Source organism: Xanthomonas hortorum, from assembly GCF_040279205.1.
GTDB classification, from domain to species: Bacteria; Pseudomonadota; Gammaproteobacteria; order Xanthomonadales; family Xanthomonadaceae; genus Xanthomonas; species Xanthomonas hortorum_F.
Window position 1 is genome coordinate 1 of record NZ_JBEOLS010000042.1, and the last position, 19,940, is coordinate 19,940.

The window sequence follows — 19,940 nt, forward strand, 5'->3', positions numbered from 1 at the left end:
AGTTGCCAAAGCGCTTGGGTAGGCCGCGCCATTTGCAGCCATGCTCGGCAACGTAAAGGATGGCGTTGACCACTTGCAGGTTGGTCATGCTGACATTGCCGCGCTGCGCCGGCAGGCAGTGTTCGATCAGAGAAAATTGTGCTGGCGTGATCTCCATGCACGATAGTTTAATCGCTCGGGCCATTAGTGTTAACAGGCCCTAGAACCATTGGGTTACTCCCTTTGCGGCAGCGCTCCACTACAGTCATGGCCCACTGAGCCGATACAGCTCGCTCAGGCGACTCACTTTTAGATAGGGCGACACGATGCGACTTGCGCGTTTGGCACGGCCGGCCATGGCCGACACTTCCTTTGGGACCACCCGGTGCCTGTGCCTTGCGATCGGGTTATCGCTGCCGGGACTGGGGTTTGCGCAGGCGCAGACGGCGCCGGTCAATGCCGAACAGACCCAGCCCGAGCCGGCCAAGGCGCCAGCACCTGCCAAACCGGCAGCGCCTGCTGCCGCCAAGGGTTACCCGCTCGAAGCGCAGGGTTGGGGTGCCAAACAGGGCGGCAATATGTGGCAGGTGCGCTGGGTCGAAGACTGGTCGTATCTGAAAGATCCGTCCAAGCGCAAGAGCCCGTTCGATCCGCTCAAGTACATCCCGCTCAGCGAATCCGGCGATGTGTATGTGTCGCTCAGCAACGAGCTGCGCGTACGCAGCAACACCATCACCAATCCCGGCCTGATTCCGGGCAGCCATTCGCAGCAGCAGTATCTGTTCCGTGCGTTCTTCGGTGCCGACTTCCATGTGGGCGAGCACTTCCGTCTGTACACGGAACTGGCGCACGGCAGCCTGGATGGGCGCAACGAAGGCGCCAAGACCGGTACCCAGGAAAACAACGCGATCCTGCAGCAGGTGTTCTTCGACGTGAAGGGCAACATCGGCGGCGCCGACACCGGTCTGCGTGTGGGCCGTCAGGTGTTCGTCGACGGCCCGACCACATTGATGGCGCTGCGCGACAACACCGATATCTTCGTGACCTTCAACGGTGTGCGCGCCTGGGCGATCGGCGAAAAGACCCGTGTGGACGTGTTCGATTTCAACTTCAATCTGGATGGCACCGAAGGGTTGGGCGACGATCGCATCGACCGCTCGCGGCATTTCCGTGGCGTGGTTGGCGGGTATCGCCTGCCGACCGCCAAGCCGATGTATCTGGAACCGTTTTTCTACCAGTTCCGCAACGACAATCAGTTGTGGGGCCGGCAGACCGCCGAAGAAAACCGCAATTACTACGGCCTGCGCCTGTGGGGCAATGTGGGCAAGCTGCGCACCGATTCGTTCGTGACCGTGCAGCGCGGCAGTTTTGGCGGACGCGATCTGCGTGCCTACATGGCCAGCACCTCCAACGCCTGGACGTTGAGCGACAGCGGCTGGAAGCCGCGTGTGGGGTTTCATAGCGAAATCGCCTCCGGTGGCGGCGGTACCTCCGGCACCGGCACCTTGCGCAACAACAATTTTCTCTACGGCAACACGATCTACTTCAGCTGGGCGACGTTCTTCGGCCCGGTCAATCTGGTCACTGCCGCACCGACGCTGATCTTCTCGCCCACGCCCAAGCTCACCGTGAACCTGGAGTGGGAAACCTTGTGGCGCCAGACCACCAGCGATGCGATCTACAACAACCAGGCGCGCGCCTATGCACGCACGCAAAGCACCGGCGAGCGCCGCATCGGCACCATGCCGCGCATCAACGCGACCTGGAACATCGACCCGAACTGGTCGGTGACCTTCCGCGCCGAACACCTGATCGCCGGCCCTGCGCTGACCAAGGCCGGTTACGGCGATTCGACTTTCGTGATGGGGTGGTTGAATTTCCGGTTCTGAGTAAGCGGTACGCTCCGATCGTTGTTCTGCACTGATCTGCGGCACTAGGATCGGACGCGATGAATGTGTTGGTTGCATAGCGGCTGATCTGTGGCTTGGCTGCGGCTTGGCTGCAGGGCCCTTGCCCGCCCACCATCGCGGGACACGCCGCAAGTACGTCCGTGTAGGCTCTTACGCGGCATCCATGCCGCGTAAGGTCCCGCGACGGTGGGCGAGCAAGGACCAGTCGATATGGTCGGTGTGCGTGGTGCAAGCAATGCATTAGGTAAGAGGTAAGTTGTTTGGATGACGGCGTGTCCTACAGCTCCCAAATGCAACGTGATTAACAGGCAGGCTTTCAACAAAGCAACCGACTCACTTTCTGGTGCGGTGTCCTCGCCGATTGCGGGACCGTGTGGCGGCATGGATGCCGCCACCGAGCCTACATGGACGTACTTGCGGCGTGTCCCGCGAGCGGTGAGGGCACCGCGCACTCGACCGACTCAGTTTTTGACTGCATCTAAACGCCACTAACTCCGTTTGATCGATATTGCCGCCGGCTCAGGCGGCCGCTTGCTGCCGGCCAGCGGCCACTGATCTTCCACCACCTTCTCCTCGGGCCTGGCGTATTGACGCAGTTGCACGCTCCGGCCATCGGCACCGGGCTGGAGTGGTCGCGCTTGTCCGCGCAGCGCTGGCGGCAAGCCGGCAAGGCGCTGCTCAAGTATCTGCGCATCGCTGGAATGATCGCGTAACCACAGCACTGCCGACAGCGCGCGCAATGCAGCCGCGGTGTCCTGGAGCTTGTGCTGATAATGCGCATAGTCAGGGCGTGCCACACCCGCCAACAGACACCCAACCGCATTGGCAATACACCCCATCGACATAGTGTCCGGTACTGGAATCATTGCCTGCGGCACCGCTTGATCCTGCGCCAGCAAGGTCCGCACCGGCGCGCTACACGCCCAGGTATAGGTCGGCGCCATCAACGCACGGGTACGCTCGTGGTCGAGCAGACGCAGCGACAACCGCTCGTCCCAGGACAGATCGGTTGCCGGGTCCTTGCGAACCTCTGTTTCGAGCATCGACAGCACCATCTGCGATTCACCGTGCAATGCGTTGCACAGCGAGACCTCATCGACCGCAAGCGGCGCGAATGCAGCGAGGCATTGCGCGGGTAATGGATGCTGCGCCGGCAGCTCGGCCAGCATTTCAGCAAACAGATGCGCATTGGTACGCAGCATCGCCGCGCCAACCATCGGCATGATGAGGTTGTCGCCGCTGCGCAGCAGTACCCGCGCAACCCGTGCATCGGCGCAGACGCCCGCCAGCGCCTGCTCGGTGCGTCCTTGGACGAAGTCCAGCGCGTTGCCGGTCATCGACAGCTTGAACTGCGGCAGTGTCGTTAGCGGGGCGGTGGCGCTGGGCGGGAACGGGCTGCGGTAATCTGCATAGCCGGCAAGATCGCGCAACTTGATCAACTGCGGCCTCTGCGCGGCTAGCGCGCCGGCATAGGCTTGCGGCCGTTGGCGGATTCGATCCAGGCACCCGTCATAGCGCGTACACAGTTCCGGGGCCGACGCAGGCCAATTCGGCCGGCGTGGATAGCGTGTGGCGGCGCTTTGCAACAGCATGCCGGCGGGCAAGCCTTCGAACCGCTGCACATCCTGCGCAAGCAGCGCCTCACGCTGTGCATCCGGCACCGCGTACGGCAACGACCATAGCGCGACAAACATGTTGGGCCCACGCAGCGGCAGCGGCGGTTCACGCAGTTGCGCCAACGCCTGGCGTTGTGCCTCAGGAATCGGCCAGCGCGCGGAGATCGCGTACAGGGCAACCAGTAGGGCAACCAGAATGCAGAGCCCCAGCAGGGCCGACTTGAGGAATCTGGCGAGCATGCGTTTGCAACCTTCCGTGGATGAAGTGCGCCATCTTAGAGCGGCCGACACCGGCTCACGCGTGCCATAACGCGTATGCGCACTTGCCGTCTCCCGGGCGAACAAGCACCGCCTCGGGTCTGCACCGGACCCGGCCGAGTGCCTACAATGCGCGGATGTCCGAATCCCCCACTCCGCATCCCCGCCCTTCCCTGCAACGGGTCTTTCTGACCGGTTTGCTCACCCTGCTGCCGGTCTGGTTGACCTGGGTGGTGGTGAAGTTCGTGTTCTCGCTGCTCTCTGGCATCAGCAGCCCGTGGGTGGTGCCGTTGTCCGAACGCATCGCCGCCTCGTTCCCCGACTATCTGGGCTGGATCAAGGCGCTGTGGGTGCAGAACACCATCGCGCTGATCGCCACCGTGGGCGTGATCCTGTTCGTCGGCATCCTGAGCCGGCGCGTGATCGGCCAGCGCCTGTTGCGCTGGTTCGAGGCGATCATGCGGCGCATCCCGCTGGCCAGCGTGGTCTACGACAGCGCGCGCAAGTTGCTCGACATCCTGCAGACCCAGCCCGGCAGCACCCAACGCGTGGTGCTGATCGACTTCCCGCACCGGGACATGAAGTCGGTGGGCCTGGTCACGCGGGTGATCAAGGAACAGGGCACCGGCCGCGAGCTGGCGGCGGTGTACGTGCCGACCACGCCCAACCCGACCTCCGGCTATCTGGAAATCGTGCCGGTGGAGCTGCTCACGCCGACCGACTGGAGCGTTGACCAGGCCATGAGCTTCATCATCTCCGGCGGCGCAGTGGCGCCCGAATCGGTTCCCTTTACCCGTACTGCGGATCGCTAAAGCCATGACACAGGTGCGTACCCTCGACGATCGTGCGGTTCGCCTGTTCATTGCGCTGGCCGCGTTCTTCTGCGTCAACGCGGCGTTGGCCGAGTTCATCGGCGTCAAGATCTTTGCGCTGGAAGACACGCTCGGCATCGCGCCGTTGAACTGGAACCTGTTCGGCCAGACCGGCTCGCTCAGCTTCACCGCCGGCACCTTGCTGTGGCCGGTGGTGTTCATCATGACCGACACCATCAACGAGTTCTTCGGCAGCCGCGGGGTGCGTTTCATCTCGTGGGTGGCGGTGGCGCTGATCGGCTACGGCTTTGTGTTTGCGTTCGCCGCGATCGCGCTGGCGCCGGCCGGTTGGTGGGTCACTGCGGCGCAGAGCCAGGGCGTGCCCGATTATCAGGCGGCGTTCGCGGCGGTGTTCGGGCAAGGGTTGTGGACGATCGGTGGGTCGCTGGTGGCGTTTCTGTTCGGCCAATTGATCGATGTCTCGGTGTTCCACCGCATCCGCCGCGCCACCGGCGAAAAGCACGTGTGGCTGCGCGCCACCGGCTCCACGGCGGTGTCGCAGTTGGTGGACAGCTTTGTGGTGATCTACATCGCCTTCGTGCTTGGCCCGCAGCATTGGTCCACCGACCAGTTTCTGGCGGTGAGCACGCTCAACTACGTCTACAAGATGGGCTTTGCGATCGCGCTGATCCCGCTGCTGTATCTGGCCCGGCGCGCCATCGGCGCGTATCTGGGCGCTGCGCGCGCCGAGCAGTTGCGTGAGGAAGCCGCTGCCGACTGAGCGTGGCCGGCAAGACGAACGCGCTCACCGCCGGGTACGCGCAGTTGGCGCCCGCAACGGCGTGTCGCACTCGACCGCCGTGTTTCCGAGAACACGCACCCGTGCACATCACGATTGCCAGCTACGATTTGTCAGCCACTTCTAGCGGACCAAAGTCGCCCGTCGAAATTTTGTTCAATCCGTCATCGCCCTCGCTGGCCATGCTGTTGCGCCCCGCTATGGACGTCGCGCAATGGATCATCTTGTGGCAATGGCGAGCTTCGCGCTTGTGTGCTCGATTTCGCCCGGCCCGGTCAACCTGGTCGCGCTGAGCACCGGCGCCAGCGCCGGCGCGCGTGCCGGGCATACCCATGTGATCGGGGCCACCGTCGGCTTCGTGGCGCTGCTGTTGTTGGTCGGCATGGGGCTGCAGCAGGTATTGGTGCGCTGGCCGCTGCTCGGACGCGCATTGCATCTGGCCGGGGTGGCGTTTCTGCTCTACATGGCGTGGCGCCTGCTGCGCGACGATGGCGTCATCGATGCTGCCAGGCCGCGCCCGGCCGCCTCGTTCTGGAACGGCGCAGCGATGCAATGGCTCAACCCCAAAGCCTGGCTGGCGGCGACCTCCGGCGTGGCCCTGTATGCAACGGCAGGCAGCACGCAACTGGCCGGCTTTGCGGCGGTGTATGCGCTGATCTGCTATCCCTCGCTGGCGTGCTGGTTGCTGGCCGGTGCAGTGCTGCGGCGGCATGTGCAGGTACCAAAACAGCTGCGCCGGTTGAACCGGGTATTGGCCGCGCTGCTGGTGCTTAGCGCCGTCTATCTGCTGAGGGACCTCTGCTGAGGACATGGGGTCCGGCACTGCGATAGTGCCCGGGTGTCACCGCCCAGGCGCGTTTGAAGCTGCGCTGCAGATGCGCCTGGTCGGCGTACCCGTGCGCATAGGCGACCTCGGCAATGCCGCCACCGCGACGCAGGGCCTCACGCGCACGCTGAAACCGGCAGTCCAGCAGATACGCGTGCGGGGTCAGACCATGGGCCTGACGAAAACCGCGAATCAGGCGCGGCGCGGGCATCCCGGCCAGCGTGCACAGTTCGCGCAGCGACACCGCGCGCGCGTGATGGGTTTGCAGATACTCGGCCACCTGCCGCATCGGCCCGGTATCGACCGCAACCGCACGGCGCATCGGCTCCACATGCAGATGCAGCCGCGCCACGAACGCGATCAACGCGCTCTCGCGTGCAAGCGCATCGGCGTTGTCGTCGATCAGCAGCGCATGCATGCGGTCGAAAGCGGCGTAGGCTGCCGGCGTCTGGCACAACGGCGCTGCCAGCATGTGCACATCCGCATTGCCGGCCAAACCGAGTGCGCGTTGTTGTTCGCGCAGCCACGCCACGTCCAGATACAGCATGCGGAACGACCAGTCCTGCTGCGGATCCGGATTGCAGGCATGCACATCGCCGGGGTTGATCAAGGTCAGTGACTGCGCGCCCACCTGCGCCCGCATGCGTCCATTGCGGTAACGCGCAAGCCCGCGATCCACCGCACCCACCGACCATTGCTCGTGCGTATGCGCCGCATAACAGAGCGTGCGGCTGTTGATCACCTGGCGCAGTTCGACGAAGGGCAATGCCGCATCGCGCCAGAACCCCTGCCCGCCTTGCAGGGGCAACTGCGTCCCGCGTGTCGATTCATCCTGTTGCATGCGCGCAAGACTATCGCACTGCAACATGCGTGTGCGTCACCCATCTTCAGCGCGGGCTTCATGAATTCCAGGCGCGCCCCATGGGCTGGGTGGGTGGCTTGAACGGTGCGGATCGGGCAAGCTCCCCGCTCGCTTGTTCCCGGAGCCGGTAATGCCCCTCAGCTTTTCCCGCCTGCTGTCCCTGGCCATGGCCGCCATCATGAGCCTGTCGCTGGCAGCGCCCGCCGATGCGGCCAAGAAGAAAATCGGCAAGGCACAGACCTCGCAAACGCGCGCGAAGGCGAGCAAAGGCAAGAAAACCGCCAAGCCGGCGGCCAGGACCACCAAGGCTGCCAAAGGGGGCAAAGCCGCCAGGGCCAAGCCGCGCGTCGTCGCCCCGCCCGTGGTGCTGACCAAGGCGCAACAGCTCAACCTGCTTTACGACCAGTACTGGGATGCCTCGCTCAAGCTCAACCCGCTGCAGGCCACCTTCCAGGGCGAAACCCGCTACAACGACCAGTTGCCCAACTTCCTGTCGCCGGCGTTCCGCCAGCAGTCGCACGACTTCACCGTGCTGTGGCTGGGCAAGGCCGAAGCGTTGGGGCCGGACGGTTTGAGCGGGCAGGACCTGCTCAGCTACCAGATCTTCGTGCGCGACGCGCGCAGCGCGCTGGCGGCCGAGCAGTTCCCCAGCTGGATGCTGCCGATCAACCAGTTCTACAACATCGCCAGCATCGCGGTGGTGCTGGGCTCGGGCACCGGCGCGCAGCCGTTCAAGACGGTCAAGGACTACGACAACTGGTCGCGGCGTGCGGTCGGCATCCCCGAGTTGTTCGACCAGGCGATCAGCAATATGCGCGCCGGCATGCAGGCCGGCGTGGTGCAGCCGAAGGTGCTGATGCAAAAAGTGCTGCCGCAGCTGGACGCAATCATCGCGCGCAATGCCGAAGACAGCCTGTTCTGGGGCCCGGTGCGCAACCTGCCGGCAGACATGGCCGAGGCCGACAAGCAGCGCATCACCGCCGAATACAAGCGCTTGATCGAAGTACGCATCATGCCGGCCTACCGGGAGCTGCGCGGTTTTATCGCCACCGAATACCTGCCGGCCTGCCGCGACACCGACGGCCTGGCCGCGCTGCCCAATGGCGCAGCCTGGTACGCCTACGACGTGCGCCAGAGCACCACCTCGGAGCTGACCCCGGCGCAGATCCATCAGATCGGGCTGGACGAGGTGGCGCGCCTGCAGGGCGAGATCACCGCGCTGGCCAAGCAGGTCAAGTTCCGCGGCAACCTGCCCAAGTTCTACAAGTTCATGCAGACCGACAGGCGCTTCGCCTTCCGCAGCGACACCGAATTGCTGGGTTATTACCGTGGGCTGCAAGGCCGCGTACAGCTGGCGGTGCCGCGCCTGTTCAATGTCCAGGGCATGCCGGCGCTGGAAGTGCGTGTGGTGGAAGCCCAGCGCGCGCAAGCGGCCGCCAGTGGCTCGTACATGCGCCCCAACGGCGACGGCAGCACCCCGGGCATCTTCTACGTGAACACCTCCGACCTGCCCTCGCGCAAGACCTGGGAAGCGGAGAGCCTGTACCTGCACGAAGCGATTCCCGGCCATCACTACCAGCTCGGGCTGCAGCAGCAACTGACCGATCTGCCCAAGTTCCGCCGCCTCGGAGGCGAGACCGCCTACATCGAGGGCTGGGGGCTGTACGCCGAATCGCTGGGGCGCGAGCTGGGGCTGTATCAGGATCCGTACAACACCTACGGCTATCTACAGAATGCGCTGTGGCGCTCGATCCGCCTGGTGACCGATACCGGCCTGCACAGCAAGGGCTGGAGCCGCACCCAGGCGATTGATTACATGCTCGATAACTCCGGCATGAGCCGCACCGATGCGGAGGCCGAGGTGGACCGCTACCTGGCCATCCCCGGCCAGGCACTGGCCTACAAGGTCGGCGAGATGAAGATCGCGCAGCTGCGGGAGCAGGCGCAACGCGAGTTGGGGCCGCGCTTCGATGTGCGCGCCTTCCACACCGAAGTGCTCAAGGACGGCTCGGTGCCGCTGGAAATTTTGCAAGACAAGATCCAGCGCTGGATCGCCACGCAAAAGGGCTGAGGCAGCTCAACCCGCCACGCGTGCCGCCGCCAGCGCGGCGATATCGCGCGGCGTGGTGCGGCAGCAACCGCCGATCAACCGCGCACCGGCCGCCAGCCAGTGCGCGTGCTGATCGGCCAGGGTGCATGCGGTCGCGCTGCCGGCGTGCCATTGTTTTTCTCCTGCATCGTAGTGCTCGCCCGAATTGGGATACACCACCAGCGGCAGCGACGTCATTGCGGACAGCGTCTGCAATGCGGCAGTGACCTGTTCCAGCGCGATGCAGTTGATGCCCACTGCGATCACCTGCTTGCAGGCATCCAGCGCCGGGATGACCTGTGCCAACGGCGTGCCGTCGCTCAGATGCGCGGCATCGCGCAAAGTGAAGGAAAACCATGCATGCAGCTGTGGAAATTCTTCCAGCAGCAGGCGCAGCGCGACGATCTCGTTGGCCGATGGCAGCGTTTCGCACGCCAGTAGATCCCCCCCGGCGTCGGCCAACGCGGCGATGCGCGGACGATGGAAGTCCATAAGTTGCGCCAGCGGCAGAGCGTAGTCGCCGCGATATTCCGAGCCATCTGCCAGATACGCGCCATACGGCCCGACCGAGCCGGCCACCCATAACGGCGCGTCCTGTGGATGGGCAAGCAGATGATCGGTGCGCGCCTGCGCCGCCAACGCCACGCTGCGTGCGATCAGCGCTTGCGACTGTGCCAGGTCCAGCCCGCGCGCGGCAAAGCCCAACGGTGTGGCCTGGTAGCTGGCGGTGATGGCGCACTGCGCGCCGGCGGCGAAGTAGTCGCGATGCACCTGGTAGATCAGCTCCGGCTGCTCCATCAGCACGCGCGCCGACCACAGCGCATCGTTGAGATCGCAGCCACGTTGTTCCAGTTCGGTAGCGAGCGCGCCATCGAGCAGCACATAGCCGTCGTGCTGCAAGGCCTGGCTGAAAGGCGCGTCGGCACGCGGCCGGCGGGGAAGAATCGTCATGCGTGTTGTCTCCGGGTCGCAAGCCATTGGGTGAGTGCGTAGGCGCCGTAGCACAGCGCCACAAACGGGATGCCGCACCACAGCGCGATGCGTTGCTGCGGATCGAATGCCAGCCCGATACAGGCCAGCAGACACAGCGAAAACCCCAGGATCGGCGTCCACGGATACCACGGCGCGCGATACGCCAGGCTCTCCGGCGCGATGCCGTCGCGCAGCAACTGGCGCCGAAAAAAGTAGTGCGAGGCGCAGATGCTCAGCCACACCACTACCACCGCAAAACCCGATACTGCCGAGATCGCAACGAACACGGTGTCGGCCGCGTATACGCCGGTGAGCAGCGCCAACAGGCCGCCGAGCATGCTCAACGCCAATGCCGGCAACGGGATGCCGCGCCGGGTCAGGCGCGCAAGCCGCGCCGGCAGCGTGCCTTCGTTGGCCAGCGACCACAGCATGCGCGCGGCTGCGTACAGGCCGGAATTGGCCGCCGACAGGATCGCGGTGAGGATCACCGCATTCAAGATGTCGGCCGCATACGGAATGCCCAGCAACTCGAAGGCGCGCACGAACGGGCTGGTCTCCACTGCTGCCTGCTCGGCCGGTAACAGTGCGGCCAGCACCAGCACGGTGCCGACGAACAACACCACCAACCGGACCAGCGTGGTGCGGATCGCCAGCGGAATCGCACGCGCCGGCTGCGCGGTTTCGCCGGCGGCAACACCGATCAACTCGGTGCCGGAGAAGGCGAAATTCACCGCCACCATCGTCATCAAAATCGGCAAGGTGCCCTGTGCAAACCAGCCATCGGCGCGCAGGTGGCGCAGCCCGGGGGCCGGCGAACCATCTGCCAACGGCAACACGCCGACCACCGCAGCACCACCGAGCACGATGAACACCAGGATAGTGATCACCTTGATCAACGAAAACCAGAATTCGCCCTCGGCAAACCAGCGCGCCGACACCGTGTTCAAGCCGAAGATCAGTGCGCAGAACAACAGACACCACGGCCATGCCGGCGTGTGCGGGAACCAGTACTGCATGCAGAACGCAGCAGCGGTCAAGCTCGATCCCAACGCCACGGTCCAGGTCAGCCAGTACAACCACGCCACCACGTAGCCGGTGGCCGGCCCGAGATAGCGCGCGGCATACACGTGAAAGGCGCCGGTCTGCGGCATCGCCACCGCCAGCTCGCCCAGGCACTGCATCACCAGATACACCACCAATGCGCCGATCAGATACGCGATCACCGTGCCCAACGCACCGGTGCTGGCGATGATGTAACCGGTGTTGAAGAACAACCCGGTGCCGATCACACCGCCCAGCGACAGCATCACCAGATGGCGCACCTGCATGCTGCGCTGGAATTGCGGTGCGGCGTTGGAGGTGGGTTCGGGCATCGGCAGGACGGGTCGGTGGCCCAGCATCCTGCCATGCGCGCGCAGGCGAGCACAGCCACGCGTTGGCCAGCCGTGACGTGGCACCAACAATCCGGGATGCCGTGCGGCGATGCCGCGCGGCGCGTTTTACCTCGATGCGCTCCAGCGCGCGTCGCGCCCGGCCTGGTCTGGTCTGAACGACACGCTCCGGGCACCCCGGGGGGTATCCTCGCCACTGCTCATCCGGACCGCTGACATGCCACACGACTTGCACACACGCACCTACGCGCAGACGCAGCGCTGGAGTGCATCCTCGCTGCCTGCAGGTATCGCAGATGCCATCGCTCTCGCTGTTGCCGCATGTCGCGCATCCATGCTGGCCGCTAGCGACGCGGGGCAGCGCCAGCTCCCCCATCGCGTGCGAGGCGCAGCATGATGCTCGCCGGCATCCACCACGTGGCGATCATCGCCGGCGACTATGCGCGCTCCAAGCAGTTCTATTGCGACGTCCTGGGCCTGCGCGTACTCGCTGAGCATTACCGGCAGCCGCGCGATTCCTGGAAGCTGGATCTGGCGCTGCCCGACGGCGGCCAGATCGAGCTGTTTTCGTTTCCCGACGCACCGCTGCGCCCCAGCCGCCCGGAAGCGCGCGGGCTGCGTCATCTTGCCTTCCGGGTCGAAGCGCTGGACGCGGCCGTCGCGCATCTCAACGCGCACGGCGTGGTCACCGAAGATATCCGCATCGACGAGTACACCGGCCGCCGCTTCACCTTCTTCGCCGATCCGGACGACTTGCCGCTGGAGCTGTACGAAATCGGTTGAACAGCAGACCCGGCAGGTTCGGTCACATCTGCCACGGAGGCACGTCGAAGCGTCAGAGCGATCAACAAAGCTACTGCGCGGCCGCCAGGCGGGCGCTCGGTATGTTTTGTTAGCCGCTGGTAGTCGATGGTCGCTGTGACTTTCGGCGGATGCGGCGATGCGGTAACGCCATGAAGATCGAACCATACCAGGACACAGGAACCGTCATGCTGCAGATCCGTGCGTTGTCCAAGACCTATGCCAATGGCGTGCATGCGCTGCAAGGCGTCACCCTCGACATTCCTCGCGGCATGTTCGGATTGCTCGGCCCAAACGGCGCCGGCAAGTCGTCGTTGATGCGCACGCTGGCCACGCTGCAGGAGCCCGATTCGGGTAGCGTCAGCCTGACCGGCGCCGACGGCAGCAGCATCGATGTGCTCACCGACAAGGACGCCTTACGCCGCCGGCTGGGCTATCTGCCGCAGGATTTCGGCGTGTACCCGAAGGTCAGCGCGCTGGACATGCTCGATCACTTCGCCGTGCTCAAGGGGCTGAGCCATCGCGGCCAGCGCAAGGAGGTGGTCGAGCGGCTGTTGCAGCAAGTGAATCTGTGGGACGCACGCAAGCGCAAGCTCGGCACCTATTCCGGCGGCATGCGCCAACGTTTCGGCATTGCGCAGGCGCTGCTGGGCAACCCGCAATTGGTCATCGTCGACGAGCCAACCGCCGGGCTGGATCCGGAAGAGCGCAATCGGTTTCTCAATCTGCTGGCCGAAATCGGCGAGAACGTGGTGGTGATCCTGTCCACCCATATCGTCGAAGACGTCACCGACCTGTGCCCGACGATGGCCATCATGAACAAGGGCCAGGTGTTGCTGACCGGGCGCCCCGCCGATGCGATCGAGATGCTGCAGCAGCAGGTCTGGCGCAAACAGGTCGCCAAGCAGGCGTTGCCCGATTACGAGGCACGCTTCACCGTGCTGTCCACGCGCCTGATTGCCGGGCATCCGGTGATCCACGTGTTCAGTGCCGACTGCCCGGAGCCGGGTTTCGAACAGGTCGCTCCCGATCTTGAGGATGTCTATTTCCAGCGCCTGCGCAAGCAAGCGCTGGCTGCCTGACGGAGCGCTGCGATGATCCTGGCGTTCCTGCGCTTCGAGCTGCGCGAACAACTGCGCTCGCCCTTCCTGTGGCTGCTGGCTGCGCTGTATGCGTTGCTGGCGTTTGCCGCACTGTCCAGCGATGCGGTGCAGATCGGTGGCGGCATCGGCAACGTGCTGCGCAATGCGCCGACCGTGATCGCTACGCTGCTGGGGCTTTTCAGCCTGCTCGGTCTGCTGGTGATCACCCTGTTCGTCAGCAATGCCTTGCTGCGGGACTTCGACCTGGGCACTGCCGAGCTGGTGTTTTCCACACCGGTGCGGCGGCGCGACTATCTGCTTGGCCGCATCGGCGCGGCGCTGATCGCCGGTATGGTGATGTACGTGGTGATCGCGCTGGGCATGTTCGCGGCGCAATTCATGCCGTGGATCGATCAGGCACGGCTCGGCCCGGTCACAGTGCTGCCCTATCTGTGGTCGTTGCTGGTGCTGGTGCTGCCCAATCTGCTGTTCACCACCGCGCTGCTGTCGGTGCTGGCGGTGACCACGCGCAGCATCCTGTGGGTCTATATCGGGGTGATCGTGTTTTTCGTGCTGTATGGCGTGAGCCGTGCGCTGATGGCCGACCTGGACAATGTGTGGATCGCCACGCTGTCCGACCCGCTCGGCATCCGCGCGTTGTCGCAAACGCTGCGCTACTGGTCGGTGGACCAGCGCAATCACCAGTTGCCGCCACTGACCGGTTATCTGCTCGCCAATCGCGCGGTGTGGTTGGGCATGAGCGGTGTGCTGTTCGCCGCCACCTTCGCGCTGTTTCGCACCGAGCGCAGCGGCACGCGTCGGCGCCGTGGCGCTGGCGCGATTGCGCCTGCCGATACGGCGCCCACCAGCACACGCGTCACCACGCCGCGCCTGACGGTCACGCCGAGCTTCGGCGCGGCAACCGCCTGGAAGCAGCTGCTGCGGCAGATCCGCTTCGACACGCTCGGCGTGCTGCGCAGTGCGCCGTTCGTGGTGCTGCTGCTGCTGGGCTTGGCCAACTTCATCCCGACCGCCTTGTTCAATTCGCGCAATTACGGCACCGCCGTGCTGCCGGTGACCTCGTTGATGCTGGAGGCGCTGCAGAACAGCTACAGCTTTCTGCTGATCATCGTGGTGCTGTTCTATGCCGGCGAGCTGGTGTGGAAGGAGCGCAGCAACCGCATCGACGGCATCACCGACGCGATGCCGGTACCAGATTGGGTGCCGTTGCTCGGCAAGTTCGTCGCCTTGCTGGCGGTGATCGCCAGCTTCCAGCTCGCCGGTGCGCTGACCTCGATCGCGCTGCAGCTTGGCCGTGGCTACACCAGCATCGAACCGCTGCTGTATCTCAAGACCCTGGCACTGGGCTCGGTGCTGTACGTGCTGATGGGCGGCATGGCCTTGGCGCTGCAGGTGCTGAGCAACAACAAGTTCGTCGGCTATGCGCTGCTGATGCTGGTGTTGATCGGGCAATCGGTGCTGTCGATGCTCGACTACACCCAGAACCTCTACACCTTCGGCGGCTGGCCCAACGCACCGTATTCGGACATGAACGGCTACGGGCACTTCTTGCCCGGGCAGTTGTGGTTTCAGGGCTACTGGGGCGTGTTCCTGCTGGCCTTGCTGTTGCTGTCCTCGGCATTCTGGCCGCGCGGCGTGGGCCATGGGTTGCGACAGCGTGTGCGGCTGGCGTTGCGGCGCCTGCGCAGCCCGACCGGTGCGGCATTGGCGGCCACCCTGCTCGGCTTCGCGGCGGTCGGCGGCTGGCTGTACTGGAACACCAACGTCTACAACAGCTTCCTGTCGCCGGAACAGCGGCTGGATCTGCAGGCGCGCTACGAGCGCGATTACCGCAAGTACAAGGATCTCCCGCAGCCGCGTATCGTCGCGATCGACAACCATGTCGATCTGCATCCAGAAACCCAGTCGGTCGTCATCGATGCCACCTGGACAGTGCGCAACACCCACACCGCGCCGATCAGCGAGGTGCACATCGGCATGCAAGGCCGCACTGGCGACCGCAGCCTGGTAAAGGTGGATCTGGGCGGGCAGACCCTGACCACGCACGACGTCCCGGCCGGCTACCGCATCTATCGCCTGCAAAAGCCGCTGCAACCTGGCGAAGAGCGCGTGTTCCGCTTCCGCGTGGACCAGCATCCGCACGGCCTCACCGCCGAACAGGCGCAAACCGAACTGGTCGCCAACGGCAGCTTTTTCAACAATACCCTGCTGCCCTGGTTCGGCTACAACACGCAGACCGAGATCACCGACCGCAACGACCGCCGCAAGCGCGGCCTGGGCGAACCCACGCGCATGCCCAAGCTGGAAGATCAGGCCGCGCGTGCCAACAGCTACGTCAGCAACGATGCCGACTGGCTCGGTTTTGCCAGCACCGTCTGCACCGCACCGGATCAGATCGCCCTGGCACCGGGCTATCTGCAGAAAGAATTCCAACGCGATGGCAGGCGCTGCTTCCGCTACGTGATGGACCGCCCGATGCTCAACTTCTACGCCTACCTGTCGGCACGCTGGGAAGTGCGCAAGGCGCGTTACAAGAACATCCCGATCGAAATCTATTACGACCCCAAGCACCCATACAACGTGCAACGCATGATCGAGAGCGTGCAGAAATCGCTGGCCTATTACGAGGCCAATTTCAGCCCGTATCAGCACCATCAGGTGCGCATCATCGAGTTCCCCGGCTACGCGCGATTTGCACAGTCGTTCGCCAACACCATTCCCTACTCCGAATCGATCGGCTTCATTGCCGATCTGCGCGACAAGAACGATATCGACTACGTGTTCTATGTCACCGCCCACGAAGTGGCGCATCAATGGTGGGCGCATCAGGTGATCGGCGCGAACGTGCAAGGCGCCACCATGCTGTCGGAATCGCTGGCGCAGTATTCGGCGCTGATGGTGATGGAACGCGAGTACGGACGCGCCCACATGCGCCGCTTTCTCAAGTACGAACTGGACCGCTATCTGGAAGGCCGTGGCGGCGAAACCATCGAGGAATTGCCGCTGTATCGCGTGGAAGACCAGCAATACATCCACTACCGCAAGGGCTCGCTGGCGTTTTACCGGCTGCGCGAAGAGATCGGTGAGCAGGCGCTCAACCGCGCGTTGCAGCGCTTCCTGGCCGCCAAGGCGTTCGAACAACCGCCTTACACCACCTCGGCCGAGCTGCTGCAGACCATTCGGGCCGAGGCGCGCCCGGATCAGCAGGGGCTGATCACCGACCTGTTCGAGAAGATCACCTTCTACGACAACCGCGTGGTGAGCGCGCAGGCACGCAAGCGCCCCGATGGGCGCTATGAGGTCACCGTGCAGACGCATGCGGCCAAGTTGCAAGCCGACGGCAAGGGCAAGGAGCACGCAGTGCCGTTGGACGACTGGATCGAGGTAGCGATCTACGGAAAGGCCGCTGGCAAGGACGCGCAAGCACCGGTGCTGTACCTGCAGCGTCAGCACATCACCAGCGCCGCGCCGAGTTTCACGGCTACGGTCGACGGCCTGCCTGCGGAAGCCGGCTTCGACCCCGACAACAAACTGATCTACCGCGTGCCGGCGGACAACCGCAAGCAGGTGACGCTGCAATAGCCGAATGAACGCATGCCGCAGCGCGTCTTTCCGCCACCATACTCCACGGTATACATTGCGATCAGGTCGCCGACGGCGGCCACAGCAATCCCTGGGAGGGGACACATGCGCAAGACCTTCAAGACCCTGATGCTGGCCCTGCCGCTGGCTGCGGCCTCGCTGCTGGCCCAGGCCGCCGACTCGCCGGTGGGCCGCTGGAAGACCATCGACGACGAGACCGGCAAGCCCAAGTCGGTGGTGCAGATCGAACAAACCGGCAACGGCACGCTGAGCGGCAAGGTGGTGGACATCCTGCAATCGGACAAGGGCCCGAACCCGCTCTGCGACAAATGCGATGGCGCCCAGAAAGGCAAGCCGATCAAGGGCATGACCATCCTGTGGGGCCTCAAGCCCGACGGCACCGCGGTGTGGAGCGGCGGCTCGGTGCTCGACCCGGCCAAGGGCAAGACCTATAAGGCCAAGGTCACCCTGACCGACGGCGGCAAGAAGTTGCAGATGCGCGGTTACGTCGGCATCGAGGCGCTGGGCCGGACCCAGACCTGGATTCGCGAGTAAATCGGGAATCGGGATTGGGGAATCGGTAAGAGCAGGCGCCCGCAAGGGCGCCTTTTTTGTGCGTGTCCATCCGCGCGTATCTGTGCGGCGAGACCTGGCAGGCGACGATCGCCAGCCAATGACGCCCAATGGACAGCCAAATGCCTGCGCGCCTCAACAACACGGCCGCCTGACCCTGCTTTGACCGATTCCCGATTCCCGAATCCCCATTCCCGACTAATGCGATAATCGCCCGTCCCCCGCATTACGCCTGCCATGACCCGCACCGCACTCGTCACCACCGCCCTGCCCTACGCCAACGGGCCGCTGCATCTTGGCCATCTGGTCGGCTATATCCAGGCCGACATCTGGGTGCGCGCGCGCCGCCTGCGCGGCGACAAGACCTGGTTCGTCTGTGCCGACGACACCCACGGCACGCCGATCATGCTCGCCGCCGAAAAGGCCGGGGTGACCCCGGAGGCCTTCATCGCCAACATCCAGGCCAGCCATGAGCGCGATTTCGCCGCGTTCGGGGTGACCTTCGATCATTACGATTCGACCAATTCGCCGGTCAATCGCGAGCTCACCGAGGCCTTCTACAGCAAGCTGGAAGCGGCCGGTCACATCAGCCGGCGCTCGGTGGCGCAGTTCTACGACCCGGCCAAGGGCATGTTTCTGCCGGATCGCTATATCAAGGGCATCTGCCCCAACTGCGGCAGCGCCGACCAATACGGCGACAACTGCGAGGTCTGTGGCGCCACTTATGCCCCGACCGAGCTGAAGGAGCCCAAATCGGTGATCTCCGGCGCCACGCCCGAGCTGCGCGATTCGGAGCATTTCTTCTTCGAAGTGGGCCATTTCGACGGCTTTTTGCGTGAGTGGCTGGCTGGCGATGTCGCACTGCCGGGCGTCAAGGCCAAGCTCAAGGAATGGCTGGATACCGAAGGCGGCCTGCGCGCGTGGGACATCTCGCGCGATGCGCCGTACTTCGGCTTCCAGATTCCCGGCCAGCCGGGCAAGTATTTCTACGTGTGGCTGGACGCGCCGATCGGCTATCTGTGCAGCTTCAAGACGCTCTGCGCGCAGATGGGCGAAGACTTCGACGCGCATCTGGTCGCCGGCACGCAGACCGAGCTGCATCACTTCATCGGCAAGGACATCGTCAATTTCCACGGCCTGTTCTGGCCGGCGGTGCTGCACGGCACCGGCCATCGCGCGCCGACCCGTCTGCACGTCAACGGCTATCTGATGGTGGACGGCGCCAAGATGTCCAAGTCGCGCGGCACCTTTGTGATGGCGCGGACCTTTCTGGATGTGGGCCTGGAGCCGGAGGCGCTGCGCTATTACTTCGCGGCCAAGTCCTCTGGCGGTGTGGATGATCTGGATCTGAATCTGGGCGATTTCGTCACGCGCGTGAACTCCGATCTGGTCGGCAAGTTCGTCAACCTGGCCAGCCGCTGCGCCGGCTTCATCGGCAAGCGCTTCGACGGCAAGCTGGCCGAGACCCTGCCCGACCTGGCGCAATACGAGCGCTTCGTCGCCGCGTTGGCGCCGATCCGCGAGGCCTATGAGCGCAACGACGCGGCCAGCGCGATCCGCCAGACCATGGCGCTGGCCGACGAGGCCAACAAGTACATCGACGACACCAAGCCATGGGTGATCGCCAAGCAGGACGGTGCCGATGCGCAGCTGCAATCGGTATGCACGCAGGGTTTGAATCTGTTCCGCATTCTGGTCGCCGCACTCAAGCCGATCCTGCCGCGCACCTGCGCCGAGGCCGAGGCTTTCCTGTCGGCACCGATGACCAGCTGGGAAGACGTCGCGCGCCCGCTGACCGCGCACGTGATCCAGCCCTACACCGCCCTGTTCACCCGTATCGACCCCAAACTGATCGACGCCATGACCGACGCTTCAAAAGACACACTAGCCGCACCCGCAGCAGCACCCGCCGCAACCACCGCCAAACCCGCGCCGTCCAAGGCCGAGGCAAAGCCGGCAGCGCCTGCGAATCCCGAATCCCCAATCCCCAATCCCAGCCTCATCGGCATCGACGATTTCGCCAAGCTCGACCTGCGCATCGGCAAGGTGCTGGTGTGCGAATTCGTGGAAGGCTCCGACAAGCTGCTGCGCTTCGAGCTGGACGCCGGCGAGCTGGGCAAGCGCCAGATCTTCTCGGGCATCCGCGCCAGCTACGGCGAACCGGAAACGCTGGTCGGCCGCAGCGTGGTGTTCATCGCCAACCTGGCGCCGCGCAAGATGCGCTTTGGCATCAGCGAAGGCATGATTTTGTCGGCCGGCTTCGATGGCGGCGCGTTGGCGTTGCTGGATGCCGATGGTGGCGCGCAGCCGGGGATGCCGGTTCGGTGAGGCGGGATTGGGGATTTGGGAATCGGGAATCGGGAATCG

At 64.5% G+C, this 19,940-nt stretch carries 15 protein-coding genes; 10 read left to right on the forward strand and 5 right to left on the reverse strand.

Features of this window, described 5'->3' with window-relative positions; translation table 11 throughout:
- On the reverse strand, positions 1 to 157 hold a 157-nt coding region (locus ABS769_RS15465), incomplete at its 3' end, for a transposase (RefSeq protein WP_233368074.1).
- Positions 158 to 305: 148 nt separating this feature from the next.
- Between ABS769_RS15465 and ABS769_RS15470 the strand changes: the two genes are divergently transcribed.
- Positions 306 to 1,868, forward strand: coding sequence for an alginate export family protein (locus tag ABS769_RS15470; RefSeq protein WP_317062699.1), 1,563 nt, complete (start codon positions 306 to 308; stop codon positions 1,866 to 1,868).
- 509 nt (positions 1,869 to 2,377) lie between these two features.
- On the opposite strand, the gene ABS769_RS15475 is transcribed toward ABS769_RS15470, so the two are convergent.
- Positions 2,378 to 3,745, reverse strand: a complete 1,368-nt coding sequence (locus ABS769_RS15475; protein ID WP_317062698.1) for a hypothetical protein — start codon at positions 3,743 to 3,745, stop codon at positions 2,378 to 2,380.
- A 155-nt stretch (positions 3,746 to 3,900) separates the two neighbouring features.
- On the opposite strand from ABS769_RS15475, the gene ABS769_RS15480 reads away from it, so the two are divergent.
- From ABS769_RS15480 to ABS769_RS15490, 3 genes are all read left to right on the forward strand, one after another.
- Entirely contained in the window at positions 3,901 to 4,575 is a 675-nt protein-coding gene (locus ABS769_RS15480) for a DUF502 domain-containing protein (protein ID WP_205391966.1), read from the forward strand.
- 4 nt (positions 4,576 to 4,579) lie between these two features.
- The gene (locus ABS769_RS15485; RefSeq protein ID WP_115038507.1) at positions 4,580 to 5,356 is read left to right on the forward strand and encodes a queuosine precursor transporter; all 777 of its coding nucleotides are present in this window, start codon (positions 4,580 to 4,582) and stop codon (positions 5,354 to 5,356) included.
- Between the two features lie 232 nt (positions 5,357 to 5,588).
- Positions 5,589 to 6,179: a LysE family translocator gene (locus tag ABS769_RS15490; RefSeq protein WP_317062697.1), complete on the forward strand. Its 591-nt coding sequence runs from the start codon at positions 5,589 to 5,591 to the stop codon at positions 6,177 to 6,179.
- On the opposite strand, the gene ABS769_RS15495 is transcribed toward ABS769_RS15490, so the two are convergent.
- A complete protein-coding gene (locus ABS769_RS15495) occupies positions 6,145 to 7,041 on the reverse strand; it encodes an AraC family transcriptional regulator (protein WP_317062696.1) in 897 nt (298 codons plus the stop codon). The two genes, ABS769_RS15490 and ABS769_RS15495, sit on opposite strands and share 35 nt — an antisense overlap.
- 151 nt (positions 7,042 to 7,192) lie before the next feature.
- Here ABS769_RS15495 and ABS769_RS15500 point away from each other — a divergent pair, with 151 nt between their 5' ends.
- Positions 7,193 to 9,133, forward strand: a complete 1,941-nt coding sequence (locus tag ABS769_RS15500; RefSeq protein WP_317062695.1) for a DUF885 domain-containing protein — start codon at positions 7,193 to 7,195, stop codon at positions 9,131 to 9,133.
- A gap of 6 nt (positions 9,134 to 9,139) precedes the next feature.
- Here ABS769_RS15500 and mmuM read toward each other — a convergent pair whose 3' ends face one another.
- Complete coding sequence (mmuM, locus tag ABS769_RS15505) at positions 9,140 to 10,102, reverse strand: homocysteine S-methyltransferase (RefSeq protein ID WP_317062694.1); 963 nt, start codon at positions 10,100 to 10,102, stop codon at positions 9,140 to 9,142.
- Positions 10,099 to 11,496 (reverse strand): S-methylmethionine permease, encoded by a 1,398-nt coding sequence (gene mmuP / locus ABS769_RS15510; RefSeq protein WP_043908470.1) that lies wholly within the window; start codon positions 11,494 to 11,496, stop codon positions 10,099 to 10,101. The genes mmuM and mmuP overlap by 4 nt, the downstream gene beginning before the upstream one ends.
- Before the next feature lie 411 nt (positions 11,497 to 11,907).
- On the opposite strand from mmuP, the gene gloA2 reads away from it, so the two are divergent.
- From gloA2 to metG, 5 genes are all read left to right on the forward strand, one after another.
- Positions 11,908 to 12,297 (forward strand): SMU1112c/YaeR family gloxylase I-like metalloprotein, encoded by a 390-nt coding sequence (gene gloA2, locus ABS769_RS15515; protein WP_115038497.1) that lies wholly within the window; start codon positions 11,908 to 11,910, stop codon positions 12,295 to 12,297.
- Between the two features lie 206 nt (positions 12,298 to 12,503).
- Complete coding sequence (locus ABS769_RS15520) at positions 12,504 to 13,397, forward strand: ABC transporter ATP-binding protein (protein ID WP_317062701.1); 894 nt, start codon at positions 12,504 to 12,506, stop codon at positions 13,395 to 13,397.
- A 12-nt stretch (positions 13,398 to 13,409) separates the two neighbouring features.
- Positions 13,410 to 17,000 carry an ABC transporter permease/M1 family aminopeptidase gene (locus ABS769_RS15525; RefSeq protein ID WP_317062692.1) on the forward strand — a complete coding sequence of 1,197 codons (3,591 nt, stop codon included), beginning with the start codon at positions 13,410 to 13,412 and terminating at the stop codon, positions 16,998 to 17,000.
- A 105-nt stretch (positions 17,001 to 17,105) separates the two neighbouring features.
- A complete protein-coding gene (locus ABS769_RS15530) occupies positions 17,106 to 17,555 on the forward strand; it encodes a DUF2147 domain-containing protein (RefSeq protein ID WP_006450214.1) in 450 nt (149 codons plus the stop codon).
- A gap of 255 nt (positions 17,556 to 17,810) precedes the next feature.
- Positions 17,811 to 19,901, forward strand: a complete 2,091-nt coding sequence (metG, locus tag ABS769_RS15535; RefSeq protein WP_317062690.1) for a methionine--tRNA ligase — start codon at positions 17,811 to 17,813, stop codon at positions 19,899 to 19,901.
- Positions 19,902 to 19,940 lie beyond the last annotated feature (39 nt).